The organism is Sulfuricaulis sp., assembly GCF_024653915.1.
Taxonomy (GTDB): domain Bacteria; phylum Pseudomonadota; class Gammaproteobacteria; order Acidiferrobacterales; family Sulfurifustaceae; genus Sulfuricaulis.
The window spans coordinates 34708-58437 of record NZ_JANLGY010000024.1; the positions used below are offsets into that span (position 1 = coordinate 34708).

General features: G+C 58.9%; 21 protein-coding genes. 14 read left to right on the forward strand and 7 right to left on the reverse strand.

The genetic code is table 11. From position 1 onward, the window contains the following. Positions 1-24: 24 nt before the first annotated feature. Complete coding sequence (locus NUV55_RS12250; RefSeq protein ID WP_296673392.1) at positions 25-1194, reverse strand: GNAT family N-acetyltransferase; 1170 nt, start codon at positions 1192-1194, stop codon at positions 25-27. A 348-nt stretch (positions 1195-1542) separates the two neighbouring features. On the opposite strand from NUV55_RS12250, the gene NUV55_RS12255 reads away from it, so the two are divergent. From NUV55_RS12255 to NUV55_RS12285, 7 genes are all read left to right on the forward strand, one after another. Further along, positions 1543-2802 carry a TolC family protein gene (locus NUV55_RS12255; protein WP_296673394.1) on the forward strand — a complete coding sequence of 420 codons (1260 nt, stop codon included), beginning with the start codon at positions 1543-1545 and terminating at the stop codon, positions 2800-2802. Next, positions 2799-3773: an HlyD family efflux transporter periplasmic adaptor subunit gene (locus NUV55_RS12260; RefSeq protein WP_296673396.1), complete on the forward strand. Its 975-nt coding sequence runs from the start codon at positions 2799-2801 to the stop codon at positions 3771-3773. Before NUV55_RS12255 ends, NUV55_RS12260 begins: the two co-directional genes overlap by 4 nt. Positions 3774-3786: 13 nt before the next feature. Continuing rightward, complete coding sequence (locus NUV55_RS12265) at positions 3787-5736, forward strand: ABC transporter permease (protein ID WP_296673398.1); 1950 nt, start codon at positions 3787-3789, stop codon at positions 5734-5736. A gap of 71 nt (positions 5737-5807) precedes the next feature. Further along, entirely contained in the window at positions 5808-6971 is a 1164-nt protein-coding gene (sucC, locus tag NUV55_RS12270; protein ID WP_296673400.1) for an ADP-forming succinate--CoA ligase subunit beta, read from the forward strand. After that, a complete protein-coding gene (sucD, locus tag NUV55_RS12275; RefSeq protein ID WP_296673402.1) occupies positions 6968-7840 on the forward strand; it encodes a succinate--CoA ligase subunit alpha in 873 nt (290 codons plus the stop codon). The genes sucC and sucD overlap by 4 nt, the downstream gene beginning before the upstream one ends. A 1-nt stretch (position 7841) precedes the next feature. Next, positions 7842-9509 carry an NAD+ synthase gene (locus NUV55_RS12280; protein ID WP_296673404.1) on the forward strand — a complete coding sequence of 556 codons (1668 nt, stop codon included), beginning with the start codon at positions 7842-7844 and terminating at the stop codon, positions 9507-9509. Between the two features lie 173 nt (positions 9510-9682). Then, a complete protein-coding gene (locus tag NUV55_RS12285) occupies positions 9683-10021 on the forward strand; it encodes a P-II family nitrogen regulator (RefSeq protein ID WP_296673405.1) in 339 nt (112 codons plus the stop codon). A 10-nt stretch (positions 10022-10031) separates the two neighbouring features. Here NUV55_RS12285 and NUV55_RS12290 read toward each other — a convergent pair whose 3' ends face one another. After that, positions 10032-10814, reverse strand: coding sequence for an outer membrane protein assembly factor BamD (locus tag NUV55_RS12290; RefSeq protein ID WP_296673407.1), 783 nt, complete (start codon positions 10812-10814; stop codon positions 10032-10034). Between the two features lie 78 nt (positions 10815-10892). On the opposite strand from NUV55_RS12290, the gene rluD reads away from it, so the two are divergent. From rluD to NUV55_RS12320, 6 genes are all read left to right on the forward strand, one after another. Then, a complete protein-coding gene (gene rluD, locus NUV55_RS12295) occupies positions 10893-11855 on the forward strand; it encodes a 23S rRNA pseudouridine(1911/1915/1917) synthase RluD (RefSeq protein WP_296673409.1) in 963 nt (320 codons plus the stop codon). Positions 11856-11931: 76 nt separating this feature from the next. Beyond that, complete coding sequence (gene pgeF, locus NUV55_RS12300) at positions 11932-12699, forward strand: peptidoglycan editing factor PgeF (protein WP_296673410.1); 768 nt, start codon at positions 11932-11934, stop codon at positions 12697-12699. Positions 12700-12737: 38 nt separating this feature from the next. Next, a complete protein-coding gene (locus NUV55_RS12305) occupies positions 12738-13571 on the forward strand; it encodes a ZIP family metal transporter (protein ID WP_296673412.1) in 834 nt (277 codons plus the stop codon). Between the two features lie 275 nt (positions 13572-13846). After that, a complete protein-coding gene (locus NUV55_RS12310; RefSeq protein WP_296673414.1) occupies positions 13847-14341 on the forward strand; it encodes a DUF3015 domain-containing protein in 495 nt (164 codons plus the stop codon). 84 nt (positions 14342-14425) lie between these two features. Continuing rightward, positions 14426-16345, forward strand: a complete 1920-nt coding sequence (locus tag NUV55_RS12315; protein ID WP_296673416.1) for a DUF4105 domain-containing protein — start codon at positions 14426-14428, stop codon at positions 16343-16345. Beyond that, positions 16345-17193, forward strand: a complete 849-nt coding sequence (locus NUV55_RS12320) for an alpha/beta hydrolase (RefSeq protein ID WP_296673418.1) — start codon at positions 16345-16347, stop codon at positions 17191-17193. Before NUV55_RS12315 ends, NUV55_RS12320 begins: the two co-directional genes overlap by 1 nt. On the opposite strand, the gene NUV55_RS12325 is transcribed toward NUV55_RS12320, so the two are convergent. From NUV55_RS12325 to NUV55_RS12340, 4 genes are all read right to left on the reverse strand, one after another. Then, a complete protein-coding gene (locus tag NUV55_RS12325; protein ID WP_296673420.1) occupies positions 17184-17681 on the reverse strand; it encodes a DsrE family protein in 498 nt (165 codons plus the stop codon). The two genes, NUV55_RS12320 and NUV55_RS12325, sit on opposite strands and share 10 nt — an antisense overlap. Before the next feature lie 25 nt (positions 17682-17706). Continuing rightward, positions 17707-18555, reverse strand: coding sequence for a carboxylating nicotinate-nucleotide diphosphorylase (nadC, locus tag NUV55_RS12330; RefSeq protein ID WP_296673422.1), 849 nt, complete (start codon positions 18553-18555; stop codon positions 17707-17709). Between the two features lie 36 nt (positions 18556-18591). Beyond that, a complete protein-coding gene (locus NUV55_RS12335; RefSeq protein ID WP_296673423.1) occupies positions 18592-19971 on the reverse strand; it encodes a cation:proton antiporter in 1380 nt (459 codons plus the stop codon). A gap of 177 nt (positions 19972-20148) precedes the next feature. Further along, positions 20149-21069, reverse strand: a complete 921-nt coding sequence (locus NUV55_RS12340; protein ID WP_296673425.1) for a calcium/sodium antiporter — start codon at positions 21067-21069, stop codon at positions 20149-20151. A 174-nt stretch (positions 21070-21243) separates the two neighbouring features. Here NUV55_RS12340 and NUV55_RS12345 point away from each other — a divergent pair, with 174 nt between their 5' ends. Further along, positions 21244-21588, forward strand: a complete 345-nt coding sequence (locus NUV55_RS12345; RefSeq protein ID WP_296673427.1) for a helix-turn-helix transcriptional regulator — start codon at positions 21244-21246, stop codon at positions 21586-21588. Between the two features lie 368 nt (positions 21589-21956). On the opposite strand, the gene NUV55_RS12350 is transcribed toward NUV55_RS12345, so the two are convergent. Next, on the reverse strand, positions 21957-23730 hold a 1774-nt coding region (locus tag NUV55_RS12350; RefSeq protein WP_296673428.1), incomplete at its 5' end, for a glycoside hydrolase family 15 protein.

Here is a 23730-nt window from a genome sequence, read left to right on the forward strand (position 1 = left end):
ATCGCCCGATTTTTTCATCAGTGTTCATCTGTGTTCATCCGTGGTTACGGTCTGGTTTTTAAACGGCACATGCTCGTTCAGTTCGTTTACATATGAATCCACATCGAGGCGTTCCCGGGCGAGGTAATCTGCCACGGCGCGACTGAATTCCGGGTGCGTCAGCCGGTGCGCTGAGCGTGTCACTACCGGTGTGAACCCGCGCGCCAGCTTGTGTTCACCCTGCGCCCCGGCCTCGAAGGAGCGCAGGCCCTGGATAATGCTGTATTCAATGGCAGTGTAATAGCAGGTTTCAAAATGCAGGCTGTGAAATTCACCCCGGCAGCCCCAATAGCGCCCGTACAATGTTTCGGCGCCGCGCAGATTGAGTGCGCCGGCAATGTATTCGTGGTCCTTGCGCGCCAGCACCAGAACGACCTGATCCCGCATCGTTTCACCCAGCCGGTGGAATAACTCGCGCGTCAGATAGGCGTAGGCGTCGTGCGCGCGAATCGTCGAGACATAGAATTCGTAGAAGATGTCCCAATGCGCGGAAGTGATGGAAGCGCCTGTCAGCACTTCCATGATTATACCCGCCTCTTGCACATGACGGCGTTCGCGTTTGATTTTTTTGCGTTTCTCCGCCGTGAAGCTGGACAGAAAATCATCGAAATCGCGATACCCCGGATTGGACCAGTGAAACTGAAAGCCGGTGCGCAGCAGGTGACCCTCTGTTTCAAGCAAATGCGCGTCTTCATCCGTCACGAACAGCCAATGGAGTGATGACGCGCCTATTCCCTGCATGTGTCGTGTGGCGCCTTGTATCAGCTCGTTCTTTATTTTTGCCGATTTGGTACCGGTTGCCACGAGCAATCTCGGGCCACCAACCGGTGTGAACGGCACACCGACCACGAGCTTGGGATAGTATTTTTCGCCCGCCTGCGCGTAGGCATTGGCCCAGGCCCAGTCAAAGACATACTCGCCATAGGAATGATGCTTCAGGTACATGGGCGCTGCGCCCAACAGCCGGCCTTGCAGCGGACCTTCTTCGTAAACCACAAGATGCTGCGGCAGCCAGCCGGTTTTCGGGCAGACACAGTCGGTGGTTTCCAGCGCTGAGAGAAATTCATGACGCAGGAACGGATTGGCATCGCCAACCAGGGCATTCCAATCGATGGCGGGAATTTTCTCCAGGCAATCTACGACATTGACGTGCATCCCTTCATTCTAAACGTGCGCGTCCGGGCATGCATCAGACGAAATCATCACGCTCACTATGGATCAGACGCGCCTGATTGAAAACCGCGAACGTGATGTGTCTTTACCTGTCTCAAGGGCCTAATCATGCATGCTTGGGCTGCTGAATGGGCGCTTGTCTGTGACGGGTTTGCCGCGGTAATCCGACTATCCGGGCAGTCAGGAATATTTTCTTGAGACCGTCAACTGGACCCTCCATGTAACGTTCAGGTTTGGACAGGTAACTGCTTTCCCGTCACAATGACAGCTTGCCATCTGCCTGCAGAATGTCCTGAGACAGACGCAGCCCCGAAAGTCGTCGAAATCCACATGATTGCCATCTTTAAAAAAATGCTGCCAGTCCTGCTGCTTGGACTGATGCCGCCGCTCTGGGCGGCGCCACCCACCGCGCTGATCTGGGAGACCAGTGTCGAAGAGGCGACCGTTGGCAATCCGGAGCTGCGTACCGCACGTGCCAACCTGGCGGCAGCCGGCCACACCGCCACCGCCGCTCACAGCGGGAATCTGCCGCAATTGGCGGCGGGTGCGGGATACAGCGACAGTTCGGGAAGTGCGACGGCCACCGGCACCAATTACAGCACCTCGCTTTCGCTCAGCCAGAATCTTTTTTCCGGTTTTCAGGACAGCGCCCGCATCGAGCAAGGAACGGCGAATCTCACCCAGGCTGAGGCCAGTCTCGCCACGGCCAAAGCCAAACTGAGCCAGGAATTGAAATCGGCATTTGCAGGATTGCAATTCGCGCAGGACAACGTCACGCTCACCGAGAAGATCGTGCGACGGCTGGAGGAGAATCTGCGACTGGTGGAGCTGCGTTTCGAAGGCGGTCGAGAAAACAAGGGTTCGTTCCTGTTGACGCGCGCCACGCTGGCCCAGGCACGCTACGAGCATCTTCAGGCGCAACAGGCGCAGGCCTCGGCGCAGGCACAATTCGCGCGCGTGCTGGGTCGAGCCGAGCCGGGAGGATTGCAGGTAATCGGGAACGTGCCAGTAACTGCACCGGGCACGGCGCCGGACTTCCGGGAACTGGTGCAGCAGTCCCCCGACCTGTCGCTGGCGCGGGCACAGGAGCGATCGGCAGTGGCGGATGTAACACTGGCGCGCTCCGGGTTCTATCCGAGCGTCGATCTTACCGGCAGCGTCGCACGGGAAGGCCAGGACTGGACTCCCGACAAGGACCGGCGCACGGTGGGGCTGAACCTGACCATTCCGCTATTCAGCGGCGGCAAGGATTACTACACGACGAAGAGCGCGGCATCGACGCTCGAAGCCGTGTCTTCTAACAAGGATAATGTAGAGCATCAATTATTGGTGCGGCTCAAGCAGGCCCATGCGGGCTACGTCGAGTCAGCGGAGAAGCTCAAGGTGGATCGGGCATTCCTCGAGGCCGCTCTCACGCGCGCCGAGATCGCGCGTTCGCGTTACAACAACGGCCTGATGTCGTTCGAGGATTGGGATCGGATCGAGAACGATCTCATCCAGCGCCAGAAAACATTTTTGCAAAGCCAGCGTGATCGCGTCACGGCCGAGGCGGCCTGGGAGCAGGCGCAGGGAAAAGGGGTGATTCCGTGAGCACGAGTGAAACCATACGTAAATACCGGTGGGTAATTGGAGTGGTGCTGCTCATCGCGCTCGGTACCGGCGCGTATCTCTACTGGTATGCCGGCGGTGATAAGCAACCCGCCTATCGCGAGGTCGGCGTGACCCGCGGCGACCTCGAGGTATCGATACTCAGCACCGGCGTGGTGCAACCCCGGAACCGTCTTGAAATAAAACCGCCGATCGCAGGTCGCGCCGAGCAGGTGCTGGTACAGGAGGGGCAGAGCGTTACCAAGGGCCAGATCATGGCGTGGATGAGCTCGACCGAGCGCGCGGCGCTGATCGACGCCGCCCGTGCCCGCGGACCAGAGGAACTCAAGCGCTGGGAAGAGTTGTACCGCGCCACCCCGGTGTTGGCGCCGATCAACGGCACGGTCATTCTGCGCAGCGTGGAACCCGGCCAGACCTTTACCGGTAGTGACGCCGTGTTCGTGTTGTCGGACCGGCTCACGATCAAGGCGCAAGTGGATGAGACCGATATTGCGCGGATTCGCCTGCGCCAGAATGCGCAGCTTATGCTCGATGCCTATCCGGACCAGCCCTTCGACGGTCAGGTGGACCAGATCGCGTATGACGCCAAGGCGGTGAACAATGTCACGACCTATGAGGTTGATGTGTTGCCCGAGAAGACGCCTGCGTTCATGCGCAGCGGGATGACGGCAAACGTGAGCTTTGTGACGGAGTCGCGCCAGAACGTGCTGCTGGTTCCGGCCGAGGCGGTGAAAATGCGCGATGGCAATGCCCATGTCCTGCTTTCGCCGTCGAGGCCGAACGGCAAGCCGGAAGAAAAGCGGATCAGGACCGGGTTGAGCGACGGCCGGCGCACCGAAATCCTCGAAGGAATGAGCGAAGGAGAAAAACTCCTGGTGGAGCGTTTGCGTTCCGGTAGCGGCAGCGACGCCGCTTCCAGTCCGCTCATGCCTTATGGCAGAAAGAAGAAGTGAGTCCAGCGCAAGGATGATCGAGCTTCAGGACATCCGCAAGATCTACCGCATGGGTGAGACCCGCGTGGAGGCCTTGCGCGGGGTTTCGCTCGGTATCGAGCCGGGCGAGTTCGTGGCCATCACCGGCCCGTCCGGATCGGGCAAATCCACCCTGATGCACGTGATCGGGCTGCTCGACGTGCCCGATTCGGGTTCCTACCGCCTCCTTGGCCGGGAGACCGCACACCTGCCGGAGGACGACCTGGCGGTGCTGCGTCGCGAGGCCATCGGTTTCGTGTTCCAGCAGTTCAACCTGTTGCCGCGAGTCAGCGCGGCAGAAAACGTGGCGATGCCGCTGCTGTACTCACGTCACGATCTCGACATGGTGCGTGCTGAAAAGCTGTTGACGCAAGTCGGGTTGGCTGATCGCGTGCGCCACAAGTCGAACGAGCTTTCCGGCGGGCAGCAGCAGCGCGTGGCCATTGCGCGTGCCCTGGTGAATGAGCCGCGCATTATCCTTGCCGATGAACCGACCGGCAACCTGGATACCGCCAGCCAGAAGGAAATCATGGAGGTCCTCAAGCAACTCAATCGCGAGGGAATCACGATCGTCATCGTTACGCATGAAGAAGAAATCGCGCGTGAGGCGCGTCGCCGCATCCGCATGCGCGACGGCGTCATCCAGTCCGATGACTGCGTTGCGAAGACTTCACATGCCTCTTCGCCGCCCAGTCCAAACGTCCGACCGCCCGACCGCTGGCGCCTGCAGGAGATCGGCGAGCATCTGCGGCAGGGACTGCGTGCGCTGGCGAGCAACAAAGTGCGCACGGCGTTGTCGATGCTGGGCATCCTGATCGGCGTGGCCGCCGTGGTGGCGATGCTGGCGCTCGGGCGGGGCGCGCAGAAGGCCATCGAGACACAGTTGGCATCGCTGGGGTCGAATCTGCTGGTACTGCGCCAGGGCGCTGTGCGCGTCGGCGGTGTGGCACAGGAAGCGGGAGCGACGACACGGCTGAGCATCGATGATGTTGCCGCGATCAAGGAACGGATCGCGGGAGTCAAGCAGGCCTCGCCCTCGGTTCGGGGCCGCGCGCGCGTGAGTTTCGGTAATCGCAACTGGAATACCCAGATACTGGGAACCGGTCCGGAATATGAACATATGCGCGCCGCCCGGCCGCAGCTCGGGCGCTTTTTCACGGAGGCAGAGAACCAGCGGCGCACGCGCGTGGCGCTCATCGGATTGACGGTGGTGCGCGAACTCTTTGGCGGGCAAAACCCGCTGGGTGAATACATCAAACTCAACAAGATCAATTTCCAGGTCATCGGCATTCTTCCCGAAAAAGGCGCGAACGCCTGGAACGATCAGGACGATATTGTGGTGATCCCGACACAGACGGCCATGTATCGCCTGCTCGGAAAAAATTACGTGGACTACATCGATATCGAGGCCGTCAGCGCCGACCAGCTCGAGTCGATCATCGAGGATGCCAAGCAGCTCATGCTGGTGCGCCACCGGGTGCCGCCGTCGTTGAGTCAGGATGCTTTCGAGGTACGCAATCTGGCGGACATTCAGGCCACCATGGCGGAAAGCAGCCGCACCATGTCATTCCTGCTCGCCACCATTGCCGGGATTTCCCTGCTCGTGGGAGGTATCGGTATCATGAACATCATGCTGGTGTCGGTGACCGAGCGCACACGCGAGATCGGACTGCGCAAGGCTGTGGGCGCGCGCCGGCGCGATATCCTGTCGCAGTTCCTGGTGGAAACCCTGGTCGTGAGTCTGATTGGTGGATTCGCCGGCATTGCCGTCGGCTGGATCATGACGGTGATGATGTCAGCATTCGCCGGTTGGTCGGCATCCATCACGGCGGATGCCGTGCTGCTGGCCTTCCTGTTCTCTGCCGGAATCGGTATCGTTTTCGGTATCTACCCCGCACGCAAGGCCGCCGGACTTAATCCCATCGAGGCGTTGCGCTACGAGTGAGCCCAGGCTTTGGGATGTGATACATTTCACGCCTGACCGTCCACCGTTTTTTTAATAAAAAAGACTGATCCATGAACCTGCACGAATATCAGGCCAAGGCGCTGCTCACTGAATACGGCGTTCCGGTCTCACCGGGTCGTCCGGCCTTTTCCGTGAGCGAGGCGCTGGAAGCGGCCAACGCATTGGGCGGCGACAGCTGGATGGTTAAGGCACAGATACATGGCGGCGGTCGCGGCAAGGCCGGTGGCGTAAAAAAGGTCAGCGGCCGCGATGCATTGAAAAACGCAGCGGAAAGCCTGCTGGGGAAGAAACTGGTGACGCATCAGACCGGTCCCGCCGGGCAACCGGTGCAGCGCCTGCTAATCGAACAAACGAGTGCGGTGAAACGCGAGCTGTACCTGGCCTGCCTGCTGGATCGTGCGCTGGAACGCATCGTGTTTATCGCCTCCAGTGCCGGTGGCATGGACATCGAGGAGATCGCCACCAGGCATCCGGGAAAAATCCTGAAGGCAGTTGTCGATCCCGTGGCCGGTCTGCAGGGCTATCAATGTCGCGAGATCGGTTATGCCCTCGGGCTGAATGACGCGCAAGTCACGGCACTGACGCGCATGATGTTGAGTCTGTATCATCTCTATTGCGCGCGTGACTTGAGCCTGTTGGAGATTAACCCGCTGGCGATTGTTAGCGACGGAGAATTGATCGCGCTCGATGCCAAGATCCAGGTGGATGACAGTGCGCTCTACCGACAGAGGGCGCTTGAAACATTACGCGACCCCTCGCAGGACGATTCCAAAGAGCAGAAGGCGCGTGAGATCGGGCTCAATTACATTGCGCTCGATGGCAACATCGGCTGCATGGTGAACGGTGCCGGATTAGCCATGGCCACCATGGACTTGATCAAGCTGCACGGCGGCATGCCGGCGAATTTTCTCGACGTGGGTGGGGGCGCTACGGCCGACAAGGTGGCCGAGGCCTTCAAGCTGATTCTCTCGGACAAGAACGTCAAGGCTATCCTGGTCAATATCTTCGGCGGTATCGTGCGCTGCGATTTGATTGCTGAGGGTATTATCAAAGCCGTCAAGGAAGTCGGGATTGAAATTCCCGTGGTGGTGCGGCTTGAAGGAACCAATGTCGACAAGGGACGGGCGCTCCTCAAGAGCAGCGGTCTGAAAATTATTTCGGCTGACAGCCTGACCAGTGCCGCCCAGCAAGTGGTGGCAGCAGCAAAAAAATGAGTATCCTGGTTAATAAAAATACGAAAGTGATTTGTCAGGGGTTCACTGGCAAGCAGGGGACATTCCATTCAGAACAGGCGATCGCCTATGGCACCCAAATGGTCGGCGGCGTGACCCCGGGCAAGGGCGGACAATCGCACCTCGGATTGCCGGTGTTCAACACCGTGCGGGAAGCCGTGCACGAAACCGGCGCGACCGCGACCATGATTTACGTGCCGGCGCCGTTCGCCGCCGATTCCATCCTGGAGGCGGCCGCGGCGGGTATCAAGGTAATCGTGTGCATTACCGAGGGCATACCGGTGCGCGACATGCGCAAGGTCAAGGCTGCACTGCATCAGTATCCCGGTGTCTCGCTCATCGGACCGAACTGCCCCGGCGTTATCACGCCGGGCGAGTGCAAGATTGGCATCATGCCGGGCGTTATTCACAAACCGGGTGCGGTCGGCATCATTTCGCGTTCGGGCACGCTGACTTATGAAGCGGTGTATCAGACTACGCAGGAGGGGCTGGGTCAGAGCACTTGTATCGGCATTGGTGGCGATCCGATCCAGGGGCTGAATTTCGTGGATTGCCTGAAAATGTTCCAAGCCGATGCGGGCACGCGCGGTATCGTTATGGTGGGTGAAATCGGCGGGCAGGCGGAGGAGGACGCCGCCGCCTATATAAAGAATCACGTTACCAAGCCGGTGGTGGCGTATATCGCTGGCGTGACCGCACCCAAGGGCAAGCGCATGGGTCATGCCGGCGCGGTAATCGCCGGCGGCAAGGGCACGGCCGAGGAGAAATATCGCGCGCTTGAAGCCGCCGGGGTGCATACGGTGCGATCGCCAGCCGATATCGGTGCGCGCATGCGCGAAGCGCTGGCCTGACATGACCGCTCGCCTGCGCATTGCTCTTGGCCAGCTCAACCTGCTGGTGGGTGATATTGGCGGGAATGCTGCGAAGATGATTGCCGCGGCCCAGCGCGCGCGTGACGAGCTCAAGGCCGATCTTGTCCTGTTTCCCGAGCTCGCGCTCACCGGTTATCCGCCCGAGGATTTGCTGTTGCGTCCCGATCTCAGCGTACGGGTGGAGCTCGCGCTGGGTGAGATGCTCAAGAATATTTCCGGCATCGACGTGATCGTGGGTTATCCCAAGCGGCAATATGGCAAGTTGTTCAACGCCGCCTCGCTGCTGCGTGGCGGCAAAGTGGCGTCGACCTATTTCAAGCACATCCTTCCCAACTACGGCGTGTTTGACGAAAAACGCTATTTTGCCGACGGCACCGATCCCTGTGTGCTGGATATCAAGGGCACGCCGGTGGGTATCACCATCTGTGAGGACATCTGGGAGCGCGGACCAGTGGAGCAGACCGTGAACGCGGGCGCGCGTCTTGTGATGAATATCAATGCATCGCCCTTCCACGGGAGAAAGGGGCGGGAACGTCTCGATATTGTCGCCCGCCGTGCGCGCGCCAATGGCGTGCCCATTGTTTATCTGAATCTGGTGGGTGGGCAGGATGAGCTGGTGTTCGATGGCGACTCCTTTGTCGTCAACGGGCGGGGTGAAATGACCCAGCGGGCCCCGGCTTTTGTCGAGGGATTGTATCTCGTGGAGATCGATACCGGAGACCACGTCGAGCCGGTCAAATCGCAGATCATGCCGGATCTTTCTGATGAGGAGAGTGTTTATTCTGCGTTGGTTCTGGGCATCCGCGACTACATCGCCAAGAACAAGTTCAGCGGTGCCGTCATTGGCCTGTCCGGTGGAGTGGATTCGGCGCTGACGCTGTGTTTGGCGGCCGATGCCATCGGCGCTTCACGGGTCGAGGCCGTCATGATGGCTTCGCCCTTCACGTCGTCGATGAGCCTGGAAGATGCGCGCATGCAAGCCTTGTCGCTCGGCGTAAAATACAGTTTCATCTCGATCGAAAATCTATTCGAATCGTTTCGCGCGGCACTCAAGGATGAATTCAAGGGCATGGCGCCTGATACCACCGAGGAAAACATCCAGGCGCGTATTCGCGGCACGCTGCTCATGGCGATCTCGAACAAGACCGGCAAAATGGTGCTGACCACCGGCAACAAGAGCGAAATGTCGGTCGGTTACGCCACGCTCTACGGCGACATGGCTGGTGGTTTTGCCGCCATCAAGGATGTACCCAAGACACTGGTGTACCGCCTGGCGGAATACCGAAATAAGATTAAACCTGTTATTCCCAGGCGCGTGTTCGAACGTCCGCCGTCGGCGGAACTGGCGCCGGACCAGAAGGACACCGATTCGCTGCCGCCGTATTCGGTGCTGGATCCGATCCTCGAGCGCTATGTCGAGCTGGATCAGTCGGCGGAGGACATTATTGCCGCGGGTTTTGACGAGGCCACGGTGCGCAAGGTGTTGCGCATGGTGGACCGCAATGAATACAAGCGCCGGCAGGCGGCGCCTGGTGTGCGTATCACGCCGCGCGCCTTTGGGCGCGACCGGCGCTATCCCCTTACCTCAGGCTACGGCAGCCACGGTCCGGACAAGCCGGGTGGTAACGGCCCGGCCAGTGGTATTTAATAGAATCACCGGCAAAAATTCTGAACCACGGGGAACACGGGGAAAAGCATAAAGGGTATAAATAGTCTTTCTGTTTTCAGGTGTTTTTTATTCCCCGTGCTCCCCGTGGTTTAAGATTTTGGTTTCCATTTGGTTAAAAACTTTTAGTTCAATGCGAATCGAGGTTTACGACAATGAAAAAAATCGAGGCCATCATCAAACCTTTCAAGCTGGATGACGTGCGCGAGGCCTTGTCCGAGGCCGGCGTGAGCGGACTGACCGTAACCGAGGTAAAAGGTTTCGGCCGGCAGAAAGGGCACACCGAACTCTACCGCGGTGCGGAGTACGTGGTGGATTTCCTGCCCAAGGTAAAAGTCGAATTGGTGGTGGACGATAAAATGCTGGATCGCTGCATTGAGGCCATCACCGGTGCCGCGCGCACCGGCAAGATTGGCGACGGCAAGATTTTTGTCACACTCGTCGAGCAGGTGATCCGCATCCGCACCGGCGAGCAGGGGCCGGAAGCGATTTAACCACCGTTGACTAGCGGCTGGCTGTCAGCGCGCCGACCTCGGCGAGGTAACGGCTGTTCGGGAAATTCTTGCCAAGTATCCGCAGGGTGTCTTTCAGCAAATCGTTCATCCCCATCGCCTTGTAGGACAACGCCATGATGCCAAGGGCGTCTTCCGTCGACGGCGTGCGGGGATAATTTTCCAGCGCGTATTTGGCGCGATTAACGGCCGCGACGTAAGCCGAACGTTCGTAATAGAAGCGCGCCACCAGCGTTTCATACTTCGCCTGAGCCTCGAACAGATAGGCCATGCGCTGCCGGGAATCCTCGGCGTAGCGGCTGTTGGGAAAGCGCTGCACGACTTCGTTGAAGGCGTTGTAGGAATCCAGCGCGCCTTTGGGGTCGCGGTCGGAAAGATCGTCCTTGGAGCCCAGTAGCCAGTTCACCAGACCCCTTTCGCCGTGGAAGTTCACCAGCCCCTTGAGGTAATACGCATAATCCACGTTCGGGTGCGTCGGATGCAGGCGGATGAAACGGTCGGCGGCCGCGATGGCGAGCGCCGGTTCCTCATATTTGTAGTTGGCGTAGGCAATTTCCAGTTGCGCCTGTTCGGCATAGCGCCCGTAAGGGTAGCGTGCTTCAAGGGTTTCAAAATATTTTATGCCGGCCTCGTAATCCTCGTCCGCCACCTTCTGCTTGGCCTCTGTGTAGAATTTCTCCGGCGACCAGTCCTTGGTCGGGTCTTCGGTGATGCCGGCGCATCCGGCGATCAACAACAAGGAAAGGCCGGCCAGCGGCCTGATGAAACGACGCATTCGATTTACCCCGATACAACGTATAAAGTCGCGCCAGCTTAACCCGATTTCACTTCGCCGAAAAGACCAGCCGCAGGAATGAACCAGGAATCCAGATTGTCGGCAACTATCCCGGCCGAGCTGACCGGACAACGGCTCGATCAGGCGTTATCGGCGCTGTTCAAGGACATCACGCGCTCGCGACTGCAACAATGGATCGAAGATGGCCGCGTTACCCTCAACGGCCGGGCCCCGCGCAAACGCGACAAGGTGAAGGAGGGCGATGCGGTAGAGATCATGGTCCCGCCGCCAGTGGATTCGGGCTGGAAGGCGCAGGCGCTTCCGCTGGTGTTTGTGCATGAAGACAATGAACTCCTCGTCATTAACAAGCCGCCCGGTTTGGTGGTGCACCCCGGCGCGGGCAATCCGGAAGGCACCCTGCTGAACGCGCTGATCGCGCACGCGCCGAAACTCGCGAGACTCCCCCGCGCCGGGATCGTGCACCGGCTCGACAAGGATACCTCGGGCTTGCTGGTGGTCGCGAAGACCGAAAGCGCGCGCCAGAACCTGATCGGACAGCTGCAGGAGCATGCTGTCGAGAGGGAATACCTCGCCATCGTGAATGGCGTCATGGTCGCCGGCGGAACGATTGAGGCTCCAATCGGGCGCCATCGCACTCAGCGCACGCGCATGGCGGTGAGCAGTCAGGGCAAACCCGCGGTGAGCCATTACCGCGTCATGAAAAAATATCGTGCACACACGCTGGTACAGGTCAACCTCGAATCCGGTCGCACGCATCAGATCCGCGTGCACATGGCGCATTTGCATTATCCCGTGGTGGGTGATCCCGTGTACGGCGGTCGGCTCAAAATCCCCGCTGGTTCGAGCGAAAAACTGAAAGATGTATTGCGAGGTTTCAAGCGTCAGGCCCTGCATGCGCTGAAGCTGTCGTTGATTCATCCCGAGACGGGGAAACGTGTGCAGTGGGCGACGTCAGTACCGGAGGATATGAGTAAATTGATGGAGGCCCTGGCAATGGATGCCAAGGCGCATTCTGATTAAAATGTCGAATATGTCTCCGGTAGCGACACCTGATCATCCCTTGTAATATCACCCGCTGGCAGGAAACCATAAATCCATGGCGGCGACGATCAATACCCTCGAATTCATCTACCCCGACTGGCCGGCGCCAGTGCACGTGAAGGCATTGACGACAACGCGCAACGGGGGTTTCAGCGTAGGCCCTTATGCCTCGTTTAATTTGGGCAATCTGGTGGGCGATGAGCCGGGCAACGTCAAGCGCAACCGCGCCCTGTTGCGCGATGTGCAGAAGCTACCGGCCGAGCCGTGGTGGCTCACGCAGGTGCACAGCAGTCGCGTGATTGATGCCTTCGACGCCGGTCCCGGCGAGGAAGCGGACGGTTGTGTGACCGGCACGGGTGGCGTGGTGTGCGCAGTACTGACGGCGGATTGTCTGCCGGTATTCCTGTGCGACCGGCGCAGTACGCGTATCGGCGTGCTGCATGCCGGTTGGCGCGGTTTGGCGGCGGGCGTCATCGAGGAGGGATTGCGCAAAATTCAAATTCCCCCGGCGAATCTGCTGGCCTGGCTTGGGCCGGCCATCGGGCCATCGGCTTATGAGGTGGGTGACGACGTGCGCAAAGTGTTTGTCAGTCAGGACAAGGAGATGTCCGAGTCATTCACTGCCATACCCAATCGTCCGGGACACTGGCTGGCCGACCTTTATAATATTGCACGCTTGCGTCTGCGCTCACAAGGCGTGCAAGCGATCTTCGGCGGTCTGCGTTGCACGCTGCGCGAGCGCAATCTGTTTTATTCCCACCGGCGGGATGGTACCTGCGGCCGCATGGCCTCGCTCATCTGGCTGGATAAGCATGCTCGTTAAGCCATGACGCCTGCTTTCTCGCCGGGCAATCTCCAATAATGGATTCCCTGATACTCTGGATTATTGTTTTTACCGCTCTCGGCGGCGTGCTGAGCGTCTTCGTGGCTGCCGCCTTTCTGCTGGTGCCGGAGGCGATGCGCGCGCGCATGCTGTCACCGATGGTGAGCTTTGCCATCGGCGCGCTGCTGGGCGCGTCGTTTCTCGCCATACTGCCGCATGCCTTTGAATCACCGGGGGTGGATGCGCATCATGTCACGCTCACGATTCTGTGTGGCATTCTGGTTTTTTTCTTGCTCGAAAAGATGGTGATTTGGCGCCACTGCCACACCGATGGCTGTGACGTGCATGGAAGCACTAATGTCGCGGGAGACAGGACGTCGGGAGCGACCGAAGCGCATGTACCGGACGTGGACAGGGCGCGCCACGCGGCGACCGGTAATATGATCCTGATCGGCGATGGTATCCATAATATGGTGGACGGGGTGCTGATCGGAGCGGCGTTTCTGACGGATATTCACCTCGGCGTCATCACCAGCATCGCCGTCATCGCCCACGAGATCCCGCAGGAGCTTGGCGACTTCGCCATTCTGCTGCACAGCGGGTACAGCCGTTCGCGGGCATTGCTGTACAACGCCCTGACCGGATTGACCACGATCGTCGGTGGTGTTGTGGCCTATTTTTCCCTGTCGCTCGCCAACCAACTGGTGCCGTATGTGCTGGCCATTGCCGCGTCGAGCTTCATCTACATTGCGGTCGCCGACCTGATCCCCGGCCTGCACAAGCGCCCCGAGTTCAGCGCCACGGTGCAGCAGATTGCGCTGATCGTGCTTGGTGTGGCTGTAATATATCTGGCCCATTCCACTCTGCATTGATTCATCTGACACTTGGCGGGTGCGCATCGGAAAGAATCAATATCAACGACACAGTAGTTATATTCATCTGTTCTACGGCTATCGTAGATTATGCTGGTTCAGCGGGTTAATCTGAATTCTGCTTATGTCTGGTGGATGATCCTTGGTTAGGGCGCTGCGGTGAGCACCGAAATTCCCGCATTATCCTTGACTCTTTAATTAACCGAGCATATAAATGAAATGGTTGTTTGAGTAATTAGGATGCTTTATCCCTTTAATATCAGGAGGATTACTTAATGCTGAACAAGAAGCTCATGGCTGTCGCTGTAGCGGGATTGTTCTCAACCGGTGCCATGGCGGCCGGGGAAAATAATATCGGATGCGGTTGGGGCAGCAAAGTGTTCGATGGTCAACGCGGCATTGCTCCCCAGGTTCTCGGGGCGACCACCAATGGCACTTCGGGCAACCAGACTTTCGCCATTACTTCCGGTACCTCAGGGTGCACGCAGGATGGCGTCGTGAAATCCAACTGGAAGACGGCGATGTTTATCGATGGCAACAAGGAAAAGTTAGCGCGCGACATGTCCACCGGCAGTGGTGAGTCGTTGGAGTCACTGGCCAAGCTGATCGGCGTTGAGGATCAGCACAAGGCAGCATTCTTCCAGACCACCAAGGATAACTTTGCGCATATTTTCTCTACCGACAATTCATCCACCGATCAGGTGCTTGCCTCTCTGAAGCAGGTGTTGGCGTCGGACAGCGAACTCGCTCAGTATTCCCAGTCGATCTAAATCACCAAGCTGTCGTATCACCGCGGCACCCAGCTGTTGTAAGCTGGGTGCCGTTTTTATATCTCCCGTGATTGCGGGTACCTCATGCCAGGGCGCTGGATTTTACAGTTCATTTTTTTATGGTCGCCGCTTGCTGGCTTCGCGGCCGACAATGCCTATCTGGAAGAACTGATTCAACGGGCCCGACAGGCCAACCTGTCGCAGCGAGCCGAGTGGCTCAACTTGCTGCATTATAAGCCTTATCCCTATTGGCCGGGCAGCCGCAGTCTTGCCGACGACCCCGAATTTTTCAATGCGCCCCATGGCAAGACCGATGCGGCGGGTGAACTGGAGGCGACGCTCGCCGTTTTTTTCTCCACCGCGGAGGAGACCGACAAGACACAAAATCCCCAGTGCCGGTTTATCGCGCGCTACCGGTGGTTGAAGCAGGAACTGCAATTCGATCCGGCGCGCCTGCCGAAGCAGCCTTGCAGGCGTTTTTATCAGTGGCGCGCCAGCCTCGATCCACACGAAATCACGCTGGTCTTTCCCGCTGCCTACTTGAACAACCCGGCCTCGATGTACGGTCATACGTTGCTGCGTATCGATGCCAGGGATCAGGACGAACATACGCGCTTGCTGGCCTATTCCATCAGCTATGCCGCCGGCACGGATGAAACCAGCGGCCTGATTTTTGCGGTCCGGGGATTATTCGGAGGTTATCCCGGTGTTTTCGCTATTACGCCTTATTACCTCAAGGTCAGGGAGTACAGCGATATTGAAAACCGCGACGTGTGGGAATATCAGCTGACGCTTACGCCGGAAGAAATCGATCGCCTGTTGATGCACGTGTGGGAGCTGGGCCCGACTCACTTTGATTATTATTTTTTCGACGAGAATTGCGCTTACCATCTGTTGTCGTTGCTGGAGGTGGCCCGCCCGGGTTTGCAGCTGACGGACCAGTTCCGCTGGTGGGCGATTCCCTCCGATACCGTGCGCGCCGTGACCGATCAGCCGGGTCTGCTCAAGCGCGTGGTTTATCGTCCCGCCAGCGTCAGCATCATGCGTCAACGACTGATGCAAATGCCGGTGGACCAGAGCAGACTCGCCAAGGATTTGGCCCAACAGCGAATCGATGCTAACGATGATCGCCTACGCGAACTGCCCGCGCTGGATCATGCCAGGGTTTTGGAACTTGGCTATGAGTACGCGTCATATGAAGCAGCCACTGGTCGCAACAAAGCGCCCGATGCTGTCACACGGATGCGCGAGCTATTGTTGGCCCGCAGTCAGTTGAAGATTCCGCCGCAGAAACCCGGGGTGCCGGTACCGTCGGTTCGACCGGACGAGGGTCACAAGACGTCACGCATCGGGATCGGGGCGGGAAGCCGGGACGGTCGCCGTTTCGGGGAGATTCATCTGCGCCCGACCTATCATGATCTGCTGGATCAGGACGCCGGTTATACCCGCGGCGCGCAGATACAGTTTTTCGACATGCGCTGGCGGCACTACCGGGGCGAAGATGGCCTGCGTCTGGAAGAATTCAAGCCGCTGGACATCGTCTCGCTGTCGCCGCGCAACGATTTTTTCAATCCAATATCATGGAAGATCAATGTTGGCTGGACGCGCAAGCATTTTCCCGGCGGCGACGAACCGCTGGTATTCCGGTTCAACGGTGGGTCCGGGCTGGCCTACAGTGCGCCGGGACTGTTCGGCGGCAATGCCGTTTACTACGGCTTCATCGAGGCGGCGCTGGACGCTGGTTCGCGCTTTGAGAGCAATTACACTTTGGGCGCCGGTCCCGCCATTGGCCTGCTGGCCAATGTGTCGGAGCGCTGGGGGTTCAATCTGCAGGCGCGCTCGTTGCGTTACGGCCTCGGTGACGATCACTGGTCACGCGAGCTGGCGCTGGAGCAGCGCTACGCGCTGACGCGGCAGAGCGCGGTGCGCCTGCGGCTGTCACGCAAACAGGAATTCCAGGATTACTGGAACAGCGGGGACCTCTCCGTGCATTTTTATTTCTGATGCGACGTCTTCTGGTCATCGGTTTTTTCTCGCTCAGCCTTCTGGGCTGTAGCAATGTTTTTTTCTTTCCGTATCAGGCGCATGTTCAGACACCCAAGCAACTGGGGTTGGTGTATGAAGACGTGTATTTCAACGCGAGCGACGGCACGCGCCTGCATGGCTGGTTTCTGCCCGCACAGGGCAATGCGCTCGGGACCATTCTGTTTTTGCACGGCAATGCCGAGAACATCAGCACCCACATCATGTCGGTGCGCTGGTTGCCGGCCAGAGGTTTCAACGTGTTCCTGCTGGATTACCGGGGATACGGCGCATCCGAGGGAAAGCCCACCTTTGGCGGCGCGCAGGATGATGTGGAGAGCGCGCTGAAAATGCTGACCGCGCGGCCGGGCGTGGATGTCAGCCGCATCGTGGTTTTTGGTCAAAGCCTCGGTGGCGCCATTGCTGTGTATCGCGTGGCGCACACCGCCTACCGCGAGAACATCCGCGCGCTGGTGGTGGAGAGCGCGTTTTCCGGTTACCGTCAGATCACGCGTGAAAAACTCGCCGACTTCTGGCTGACGTGGCCGTTCCAGTATCCGCTCTCGTGGACGGTATCGGATGAATACAATCCGTCCACGGCCGTAGCGAATATCAGCCCCATCCCACTGCTAATCATCCACGGGGATCAGGACCCCATCGTGCCGCTGCATCACGGGCAACGCTTGTTCGAACTCGCGCGCGAACCGAAACAGTTATGGGTCGTGCCGGGCGGCGGCCATACTCAGGCGTTTCAGAAAAAAGAGTATCGCGATCGCCTGGTCGCTTATCTGACGGAGATTCTGACCGCGGCACCAGCCGCTCACAGATAAACGTAACCGCCGCGGCGCAGACGCGCCTCTTCATCCGGGCCGTACGGAACCAGTTCGATAAAGGCCGGGACTTCTTCTTCCTTGATACCAAGATTTTTCATTTCAGTCCGGCACATTTTTACCTCGATAATGCCTTCGGCATCGAGGCGCACCGCCTGATCCACCGTTTTCTGAAATCGCTGGTAATTTTTCCTGGTGAAGATTTCAATTTCGGGGCCGTGCAACACCAGCGCGATACCGGTGCGGCGGTTATCAGCGCGCATGGTTTTTGCCAGCTCCTCGGCGCGCGTCAGTAGGCCGGCGATTTCCTCCGGTGTGTGCAGCGTGACGTTGAACAGGTAGCGTCCTTCTTCCGTCGTAAGGCTCGTGGCTGGTGAGGCCGGCGTTGGTTCCGTGAGCACATGGGATTGTGGTGGTACCACTAGATAAACCATGGCAGCGATGCCGGCGACTACCGTCACGATAAGGGCAACTTGCTTGTGGCGCACTCGATTTCCTTTTGGTTGCCTTGATTCAATCATGGTGGCGAAAGCGCATGGACAAGTCCACGGCCTCGACATTTTTGGTGATATCACCGATGGAAATGAAGTCCACGCCGGTTTCTGCGATAGCGCGGATATTGGAAAGATTAATGCCGCCCGAGGCCTCCAGCTTGGCGCGACCACGTGTTTCCTGTACGGCGGTCCTCAATTCCTCGACGCTGAAATTATCGAGCAGGATGCGCGTGGCACCGGCTTGGAGCGCATCGCGCAGCTGAGCGAGGTTCTCCACCTCGATTTCCACGGTCACGTCTGACGGCGCGGAGGCCTTGGCCGAGCGCAAGGCGGAGGCGATCGAGCCTGCCGCGGCAATGTGGTTTTCCTTGATCAAAATGGCATCGTACAAACCCATGCGGTGATTCTGTCCGCCGCCGCAGGCCACCGCGTATTTCTGCGCGCGCCGCAGTCCGGGGAGGGTTTTGCGCGTATCGAGGATGACTGCGCGCGTTCCCCGCAAAGCGTCAACGTATTGGCGTGTCTGTGTCGCGGTGCCGGAGAGCAGTTGCAGGAAATTGAGCGCCGTGCGCTCGCCGGTCAGCAGCGCGCGCGCCGGCCCATGCAGGGTGCAAAGTGTTTGTTCAGCGCGAATGGCGTCGCCGTCACGGACATTCCAGGTGACGCTGATACGCTTGTCCACCTGATGGAAAACTTCATCGAACCAGGCCATACCGCAGAGGATGGCCTGCACGCGCGTGACCAGCTGCGCCTCGGACTGCGTGTCAGCAGGAATGAGCGCCGCAGTGAGATCACCCGTGCCGACATCCTCCGCCAGCGCGCGGTGGACCATTTCGGTGATGTCGTCAGGGAGATTCGGCGCGGGCATCGGAGTAGATCGTAATCGCGGGAGCGCGAGTTCGCATTACCTGCCGTGTTTCGCCGCGCGTCGGATTAATACCGTGAGGATGGGCGGCGTTATCAGCGTCGTGAGGATCACCACCGCGACGATGACCGAGAAGATCTCGTCGCTGACGACCCCGAGGGCCTTGCCGGTAACGGCGAATATCAGCCCAACCTCGCCGCGCGGCGCCATGCCCCATCCGACAATCCATTTGTTGACCGGCCCGGCAGCGATGCCGGCCACGATTTTTCCGGCTAACGCGATCGCAGTGATGACCACGGCCAGCACGAGCACGTGCAGGTTGAAAAATACATCGACCTTGACCTGCATGCCAGTGAAAATGAAAAACAGCGGAACGAAGAAGTGACCTACAGGTTCGATCAACACCTCGAGGTTATGTTTTTCGTGTCGCGCCAGCGTCTCGCGCACGCGTTGCGCGGTGTCGGATTCGTTATTGCCGGCAACCCGGCGGATGTCAGCAATCAGTTCCGGTTCGGCGAAGTCGCGGAATTGCACTTCGTCAAGCACCAGCCCTGCGGCGAAGGCGCCGATGATTGGCGCCAGGCCGATCAGGTGTGCCAGCCAGGCGAAGATCAGGCAGAAGGCGATCAGGATTGAAAATTTCATGCCGCTGCCGGTGTGGATTTTTGACAGCCAGTGGCTGGCCAGCGGGGCCACGCGCTGGCCGATGACGAGGGCGCCGACGAGGAAGAGCAGGGCCTTGAGCGTGATCCAGCCGATGTCGAGAATGCCGACCTCGCCCGTGGTGGCGACGGCGGAAACCACCGCCAGGATGATCAGACCGAGCACGTCGTCGATCACCGCCGCGCCCAGCACGATCTGCGCCTCGTGCGAATGCAGCACATTGAGGTCGCGGAACACGCGCGCCGTGATGCCGACAGAGGTGGCCGTGAGCGTGGCGCCGAGGAACAAATAGGAATTCGCGGAGAGCCCCGGCAACAGCCACGGGCCGATGACGTAGGTCCCGAGCGCGAAGGGCGCCACCACGCCGATGACGGCGACCAGCAACGCCGGCACGCCGACTTTACGCATGGCCGCGATATCGGATTCGAGCCCGATCTGGAACAACAGGATGACGACACCGAGCTCGGCCAGGAAGATGATGATCTCGTTCGACTTGGCCGGCTCGATGACGTCTATGCCCAGCAGGTACAGGTTGCCGATCAGCACACCCATCAACAGCTCGCCCAGGACCGCCGCCTGGCCGATTTTTTCGATCAGGCCGGAAATCTTGGCGAGCAGTAGCATTATCGCCACCCACAGAAAGGCATTGGCCGCCGTCGCGGCTTCGGGCGAGGCTGCCCACACTTCGCTGCCTGCGATGAAAATCAGCGCCAGGCCGACAAAAATTCTTGAATGAGCGAATTTATTGTTGGGCATTGTCATGAATGACGATTGACGATGTGTCTTTTTAAATCAAGATATGGAGCTTGGCCAGCGCAGACGACTAGCGAGCGGGGACAGGCGGAAGCGGTCGGATGATTCAAGTGGATGGCCAATTGCCATAAGTGGGTTGGTGTGCCGGTTCCAACTATAGATGATTCCGGACGCTGTTGACTAGGACCGGAAAATTGTCACGACATAGACGGTATAGAGGGCGAGTAGAAGTACTCCACGCCGGCGTTCGATATGCCCGCTCCGTACTGGCCAGATAAGTGCCACGGTTACCATCCCAAACAACGAGACTATTGCCACCTCTCGCCAGTCTATTGATATCGGTGAAATGATCGCAGCAATGGCGACGATAAAAAGACCGTTGAAGATATTGCTGCCTAGTATTGTTCCAAGCCCCACTTCGTCATGCCGGCGTATTTTGGAAACCACCGTCGTTGCAAGTTCCGGCACAGAGGTCCCGATCGCTACGACCGTTGCCCCGATGACAAATTCGCCGAGACCGAAGGATGCAGCGATGTCTTTTGCGCCGATGACGATGAAGTGGCCCGCAGCGATCAGAAACACCAGGCCAGCGAGGCAAAGAATAATTGCCAACCACCCGCGTCGCTCAGCCAGTATTTCCCCGGCGGCGCTTCTCTGTTTACGTGCCTCGACAATCACGGTGACCATCCATGTGAGGAACATGCCCAGGAGCAGCAGCCCATCGAACCGTGACAGCACGCCGTCGAGGGCCAGAATGCCGATGATCAAAGGAGTAATCAGCGCGACTGGAAAGTCGCGTTTCAGGCTGTCACGAGGGCATTGAATTCCCGAGATAAGCAGGGTAATGCCGAGAACTAAAGCAACGTTTACGATATTGCCGCCCAAGGCGTTGCCCAGAGAAATCTGCGGTTCTCCAGCCATCGCGGCGGTGATGGCAACCGAGAGTTCCGGGCTGGACGTGGCAAACGCCGCCACCGTTGCGCCTATAATTCCGGCAGGGATTCGCGCCCAGCGGGCTATCCCCACCACGCCGCGGACAAAAAGCTCGCCGCCAATTCCAGCGCAAAGAACACCGGCAGCCAGGGTCAGGTAATTATTCATCGTTATTGGTTCGTGAAAGCCAGCCGAGTTTATTTTTCAATTAACCTATAGATTGGGTTGGTCATATATCAGTAATTCATCGCGTTCGAATATTTTGACACGTTTGCCGATTGCGCTATGCTGAGCCTGGTTTGATATCCGGTCTGGTTCCGAAATGCCGTCGTTCCACGTTACATGAACCCCGAGTTCGCCGATCGCCTGCCCGAGAGCTGGGAGCGATTCTCCCGCTTCTTTTCCGCGCTTGGCGACACCACCCGCCAGCAAATCCTATTGGTATTCGAGCCCGGCGAGGAAATCTGCGTCAACCACATCGCGCGCCTGTTCAAGGTCAGCCGCCCGGCCATCTCGCATCACCTGAAAGTCCTGCGCAATGCGGAATTGCTGGTATGCGAGAAGCGCGGCAAGGAAGTTTACTACCGCATCAACCAGGCATACTGCGTCGAAGTAATGCGCACGGTGCACGAATTCATCTCCGCCTGCAAACAGTCCGCAACCTTACCGGCGACCGACGCCCGCTAATACCAGCCATTCCACTGTTATGGAAGTTCTGATTAAGGAAGCTCCGATTAATTCTCCCGTTCGCCCTGAGCCTGTCGAAGGGTGAACGGGAAGCGATTGGACGGATTGGGGTTTCGTCCGTTCGTGGTTCGACAAGCTCACCACGAACGGAATTAATCAGAGCTTCCTTAATTGATTTTGAACCGCCAAGACGCCAAGGGCGGGATTCTCGCGAATGTTCAGCGGACATTCGCGCCGCCGAACGGGTGTAGCTGCACCCTGGGTCGCAATAGACAAAACTTGGCGTCGTGGCGCCTTGGCGGTTTAAGAATATTAGAGATTCTTTAATTTTGTTGTCGGCCGGTCTGCGAAGGCGGCAGTGGCCGGGTTCAAAGGATGTCGGCCCAACGCGGCGAAGCGGAGAAGGCGGCGTGGATGAGGCCGATGTGCGAATAGGCCTGGGGAAAATTGCCCCACATCCGCCGGGTCGCGGTTTCGCAGTCCTCCGAAAGCAGGCCGAGCGGCGAACTGGCGCTGAGCACATGGTTCATGACTTCTCGCGCCTCTCCAATCCGCCCGACCGTGGCGAGCGCTTCGACGAGCCAGAAACTGCACAGTATGAACGCCACGGTGGGTTGGCCGAACCCGTCGTCGGTGCGATAGCGCAGCAGCCAGCCGTCCTGCGAAAGGTTTTTCCAGATGGCGTTCAGGGTGCCTTGAATTCGTTCGTCGTTATGCGGCAAAAATCGCAGGCTCGCCATTTCAAGCAAGGAGGCGTCCAGGTCATTGCCGCCGTATGTGGCGACGAATGCGCCCAGCCCGGGGTTCCAGGCGTTCTCGACGATCTGCCGGTGAATGTGCGTGGCGGCGTTGCGGAACTCCGACGCGTGCGCCGGTGAATGCCGCCCGGCGATATTGGCCATGCGGTCGGCGGCGGCCCATGACATGAGACTGGAAAATGTCCGTGGTTTCTGTTCCAGCCGGTATTCCCAGATGCCGGCGTCGGGCGTTCCGGCAACGGCTATCGCTTTCCGGGCCAAACGTTCCAGCAGGGCATACGACGCCGGTGAGCGCTCCGCGCTGAATCGTTCGTCGAGAAAGACCGGAGCGAGCGCGAGCACCATTTCGCCGAATATGTCGTGTTGCGTCTGCAACGCCGCGGCATTGCCGACGCGCACCGGTCCGTCGCCGTTGAATCCGGGCCAGTGATCGAGGGTGCGTTCTTCCAGATCGGTTGTTCCGTCAATGCGGTAAATCGGCTTGAGCGTGAGTTCAGGATCGTTACCGGCGACATTCAACAAGAAATTGGTGAAGCTCTCACGTTCCTCGAAGTGGCCGAGCATGCGGAAGGCATCGAGGGCGTAGTAGGCGTCGCGCAGCCAGCAGTAACGATAGTCCCACGTCCGGCCGCTGCCCGGCGCTTCCGGAATGGAGGTTGTGACGGAGGCGGTGATGGCGCCGGTGTCCTCGAAACAATGCAATTTGAGCGCGAGCGCGGAACGGATAACTTCTTTCTGGTACATCGGCGGAATGTTGCAGCGCTTGATCCACCTCTGCCAGTAACGCATCGTGTCGTGCAGAAAACGCTCGCACAGGCCGGGCAGGGCTTCCTCGACCGGCGCGCCCCAGGCGAGCACCAGATGCCGCCGTTCGGTGAGCACGAAGGGTTGGCCGCCGAGATAGGAAGGGGGAATGTCGGTGGTGAGCCGCAGCGGGCTTTCGAAGCCCTCGAAACGAATGTGATTCGATCCCGGCAGGACCAGCGGTGCCGCTTTCGACCAGCCCAGGCGCGGTTCGCAAACCACGCGCACTTGCGGTGTTCCTTCGATCGGCTCGACGATGCGGTACAGTTGCGTGGGACGCGTGATGCGTTCGTACTGAACCAGCCGCGGCGCGAAATCGATTACACGAAACGACCCACTCGGAGTGCGGAACGTGGTTTCGAGCACGTTGGTGTTGCCGAGGTAACGTTGCGTGCCTTCCGCGCCATCGGGCGCGCCGACCGTGAATCGCCCGCCATTCTGTTCATCCAGCAACGTCGAGAACACCGGTTCGGAATCGAAACGCGGCAGGCAGCACCACACCACTTCGCCGGTGCGCGAGACCAGCGCCGAAAACTGGCAGTTCCCGATCAGACCTAGATTTTCGAGCCGCATGCGTGAA

Bases quoted from the DNA above. Each gene is read 5' to 3' on its own strand.
- NUV55_RS12250 (WP_296673392.1), bottom strand. From the start codon at position 1,194: ATGCACGTCAATGTCGTAGATTGCCTGGAGAAAATTCCCGCCATCGAT.
- NUV55_RS12255 (WP_296673394.1), top strand. From the start codon at position 1,543: ATGATTGCCATCTTTAAAAAAATGCTGCCAGTCCTGCTGCTTGGACTG.
- NUV55_RS12265 (WP_296673398.1), top strand. From the start codon at position 3,787: ATGATCGAGCTTCAGGACATCCGCAAGATCTACCGCATGGGTGAGACC.
- sucC (WP_296673400.1), top strand. From the start codon at position 5,808: ATGAACCTGCACGAATATCAGGCCAAGGCGCTGCTCACTGAATACGGC.
- sucD (WP_296673402.1), top strand. From the start codon at position 6,968: ATGAGTATCCTGGTTAATAAAAATACGAAAGTGATTTGTCAGGGGTTC.
- NUV55_RS12280 (WP_296673404.1), top strand. From the start codon at position 7,842: ATGACCGCTCGCCTGCGCATTGCTCTTGGCCAGCTCAACCTGCTGGTG.
- NUV55_RS12285 (WP_296673405.1), top strand. From the start codon at position 9,683: ATGAAAAAAATCGAGGCCATCATCAAACCTTTCAAGCTGGATGACGTG.
- NUV55_RS12290 (WP_296673407.1), bottom strand. From the start codon at position 10,814: ATGCGTCGTTTCATCAGGCCGCTGGCCGGCCTTTCCTTGTTGTTGATC.
- rluD (WP_296673409.1), top strand. From the start codon at position 10,893: ATGAACCAGGAATCCAGATTGTCGGCAACTATCCCGGCCGAGCTGACC.
- pgeF (WP_296673410.1), top strand. From the start codon at position 11,932: ATGGCGGCGACGATCAATACCCTCGAATTCATCTACCCCGACTGGCCG.
- NUV55_RS12305 (WP_296673412.1), top strand. From the start codon at position 12,738: ATGGATTCCCTGATACTCTGGATTATTGTTTTTACCGCTCTCGGCGGC.
- NUV55_RS12310 (WP_296673414.1), top strand. From the start codon at position 13,847: ATGCTGAACAAGAAGCTCATGGCTGTCGCTGTAGCGGGATTGTTCTCA.
- NUV55_RS12315 (WP_296673416.1), top strand. From the start codon at position 14,426: ATGCCAGGGCGCTGGATTTTACAGTTCATTTTTTTATGGTCGCCGCTT.
- NUV55_RS12320 (WP_296673418.1), top strand. From the start codon at position 16,345: ATGCGACGTCTTCTGGTCATCGGTTTTTTCTCGCTCAGCCTTCTGGGC.
- nadC (WP_296673422.1), bottom strand. From the start codon at position 18,555: ATGCCCGCGCCGAATCTCCCTGACGACATCACCGAAATGGTCCACCGC.
- NUV55_RS12335 (WP_296673423.1), bottom strand. From the start codon at position 19,971: ATGCCCAACAATAAATTCGCTCATTCAAGAATTTTTGTCGGCCTGGCG.
- NUV55_RS12340 (WP_296673425.1), bottom strand. From the start codon at position 21,069: ATGAATAATTACCTGACCCTGGCTGCCGGTGTTCTTTGCGCTGGAATT.
- NUV55_RS12345 (WP_296673427.1), top strand. From the start codon at position 21,244: ATGAACCCCGAGTTCGCCGATCGCCTGCCCGAGAGCTGGGAGCGATTC.